The 2,931-nt window shown below is 43.1% G+C and carries 4 protein-coding genes and 1 pseudogene; all 5 read left to right on the top strand.

Annotated features, from left to right (window positions below; all coding sequences use genetic code 11):
* A pseudogene (locus GRP75_RS30010) lies at positions 1-332 on the top strand (hypothetical protein); the annotation flags it as partial.
* Entirely contained in the window at positions 283-831 is a 549-nt protein-coding gene (locus GRP75_RS23225; RefSeq protein WP_076159567.1) for an accessory gene regulator ArgB-like protein, read from the top strand. The pseudogene GRP75_RS30010 and the gene GRP75_RS23225, both read left to right, overlap by 50 nt.
* Complete coding sequence (locus tag GRP75_RS30350) at positions 804-935, top strand: hypothetical protein (RefSeq protein ID WP_023988946.1); 132 nt, start codon at positions 804-806, stop codon at positions 933-935. The genes GRP75_RS23225 and GRP75_RS30350 overlap by 28 nt, the downstream gene beginning before the upstream one ends.
* A gap of 375 nt (positions 936-1,310) precedes the next feature.
* Entirely contained in the window at positions 1,311-2,588 is a 1,278-nt protein-coding gene (locus tag GRP75_RS23230) for a molybdopterin molybdotransferase MoeA (protein ID WP_160790486.1), read from the top strand.
* A partial coding sequence (mobB, locus tag GRP75_RS23235; protein ID WP_160790487.1) for a molybdopterin-guanine dinucleotide biosynthesis protein B occupies positions 2,585-2,931 on the top strand: 347 nt, incomplete at its 3' end. The genes GRP75_RS23230 and mobB, both read left to right, overlap by 4 nt.

Below are 2,931 nucleotides of genomic sequence, written 5' to 3' on the forward strand. Positions count from 1 at the left end.
TTCAGTTAACTTCTATTATTATTGCGTGCTTTATTTCTTATATAATGGGAAAATATAACTTTGGTTTCTCGTTTATAATTCAGCCTCCACATGATTTTTTAAGAGCTGAAAATTACTTATCATCCCTAAATAAAATGTTGATTCTAGGTGCTTTAATATCAGCTGTCACCATTTTTATTACTTTGTATATGCTCTATAGCTCAAATACCATAGGATTACTATCCATTTCATTGCTTACTTTCGGCGTGTCGTATTTCTTTTCAGAGAGAGGAGATTATGAGGATGCTAGAAGCGCTATCACGGTACATCGCAACGGAAATAAAAAAAGCTGATCCTGATGGTCCAACAAGTGTAGAAGTGATGGAATATGCGCTTGGTATAAAAATTACCGAAGTGTCTTCGATACTAATGGTTGCGATTATAGCTTGGATGACTGGGCATTTTTTGGGGTCGTTATTAGCTCTAGTAACTATCATGTTTGTAAGAAGATTTTCAGGAGGGGCACACTTCAGTAATCTTACATTTTGTGTCTGTTTTACAACGGCAATATGTGTAACTATACCTCTCGTCTCTTTAAATTTATCAACGATTTTGATTATTAATGCTTGTTCAGTATTAGTGTTTTTAGTTTATGCACCCAATCATTTTATTTATATTCATAAGACCAATAACCACAAATATTATAAAACGGTATGTGTTTTGATTTGTGCGGTGAATTTTTTTGTACAATCCCACATAATATGCTTATCTTTAGCTATTCAAGCATTCAGTATTCTTCCTTTATGGAAAGGAGGTGAACGAAAATGGATAAGAAATTGGCGAGAGCTTTAAATTTAAGACTGGGAAAATACGCTAACGAATCTACCAAAAACGAAAAAACAGTATTTGGCGCTAAACCGATACCGGCAGAGCTCAAGAAAAAAGAAAAGAACTGATTATGTACCGCGTTACTCTAGACATTGTTCTTATACGATCGGGGTAACTGCACAGGCTTGTAAGGAAGCTTTTCAGCTATCACGACTTGGTTTTGTGAGATCGAGTCTAACGCATTTGGAGGTACGATTCGAAGAATCTGACTTCACTTGCTCTATGTCTCATAATAAGCTTAAAGCACTTATAAAGTTATGGAAATGACCCGTGGAATTCACGGGTTATTTTATTGCCAACATACTTATATAGTAAGCCCAAAACACGCAACAGCACGGGGAAAAGCAGCCGAGTTTGACGTTCTAAACTCCGCCCGGATTTGCCAGATAACGGTTTTAGCGTTATAACAGAAAGAGGGCATTTTAGAAGAACGGAGTGAGATTATGAATCATACATCATTAAACGCAGAAAAATTCCAGCGTAAAGCAGTTCAGGTGGAAGAGGCACAAAGCAGGATAGCTAGCTATGTTAAACAGGGTGAAAGGGAAGACGTAGAGCTGGAGCAGGCGCATGGACGTTATTTGGCGATGGATTTGACCGCACCACACCCGTATCCCCGTTTTCGTCGCTCAGGTATGGACGGTTATGCGATCCTAGGCTCGGACACCGAAGTGTGCTCATCCGGTCAGGAAATCTGGCTACATGTGATTGATGAAATTCCATGTGGCACCGTATCGGACAAGCGGGTGGAGACTGGAATGGCTGCCCGCATCATGACAGGAGCGCAATTACCTGAAGGAGCGGACACGGTTGTCATGCTGGAAGCGACACAGCTGCGTGAGGAAAACGGACAGACATATGTCGGCTTGAAGAAGCGTATAGAAGTTGGCAAAAATGTGACACAGATTGGTCATGAGATTCAGGAAGGTCGGCTTTTGCTTAGTAAGGGAACCTGCCTGGGAGCAGGGCACATCTCGGTACTGGCTACTTTTGGAGTACACCGGGTACCTGTTTACAGGAAGCCAAGGGTGGCCGTTTTTTCTACAGGATCGGAATTACTTGCAGTGGATGAGCCGTTACAACCGGGGAAAATTCGAAACAGTAATACATATATGCTGGCTTCTCAAATTAGAGAGGCAGGAGGAGAGCCGTTCATTTTACAAGCCATTCATGATGATTTGAGCCTTGCCCGTACTTCTGTATGTGAAGCGATAGCTGCCTATGATATCGTGGTCACGAGTGGAGGAGTATCGGTGGGGGATTTTGATATTATGGGTGATCTGGTACGACAGGAAGATGTGAATATGCTGTTCAACAAGGTTACGATGCGTCCAGGAAGTGTGACCACAGCCGCAGTGATTGACGGCAAGCTGTTATTTGCGCTTTCAGGCAACCCCGGCGCGTGCTTTGTAGGCTGTGAGCTGTTTGTACGGCCGACGATCCAAATGATGTTATCTTCGGCACATCCATATTTACAAACCTGGACGGCGAAGTTAGGTGCAGATTATACGAAGGTAAACAACTATACACGCTTTGTACGCAGCTCTCTGGAGATACGTGGTGGACAAGTATACGCGATTCCTGCGCGAGTAGATGAATCCAGTGTCATGGTGACCATTAAGGACAGCGACTGTCTGATCGTGATTCCTCCCACAACAGAAGGATTACGCGAAGGTGAAGAGGTGCGTGTACTGGTGTTACTAGGTGGACAGGTGACGTGAATACTAAACATCCATTTGTATGTCAAATCGTCGGATTCAAAAATACGGGAAAAACGACCTTTCGCGGAGGATTGATTCGTTATGTGCAGAAGTCAGGTCTACGCGTAGCAGTGATTAAGCATGATGGACATGAATTTGAAATGGATCATGAGGGTACAGATACGTTCAAGCACCGACAGGCGGGTGCTGAAGGCATAGCTATTGTTTCGGCTGAAAGAACAGCCATTTTAGAGGAGAATAGTCAGCCTCTCACCGGACTGATCCGGCATTTTCAGGCCTATGATTGTGTGTTGCTAGAAGGCTTCAAGCAAGAGGATTATCCGAAGCTGGTCATGGTGCGGGA

It is taken from the genome of Paenibacillus sp. OT2-17, assembly GCF_009827695.1.
Taxonomy (GTDB): domain Bacteria; phylum Bacillota; class Bacilli; order Paenibacillales; family Paenibacillaceae; genus Paenibacillus; species Paenibacillus polymyxa_B.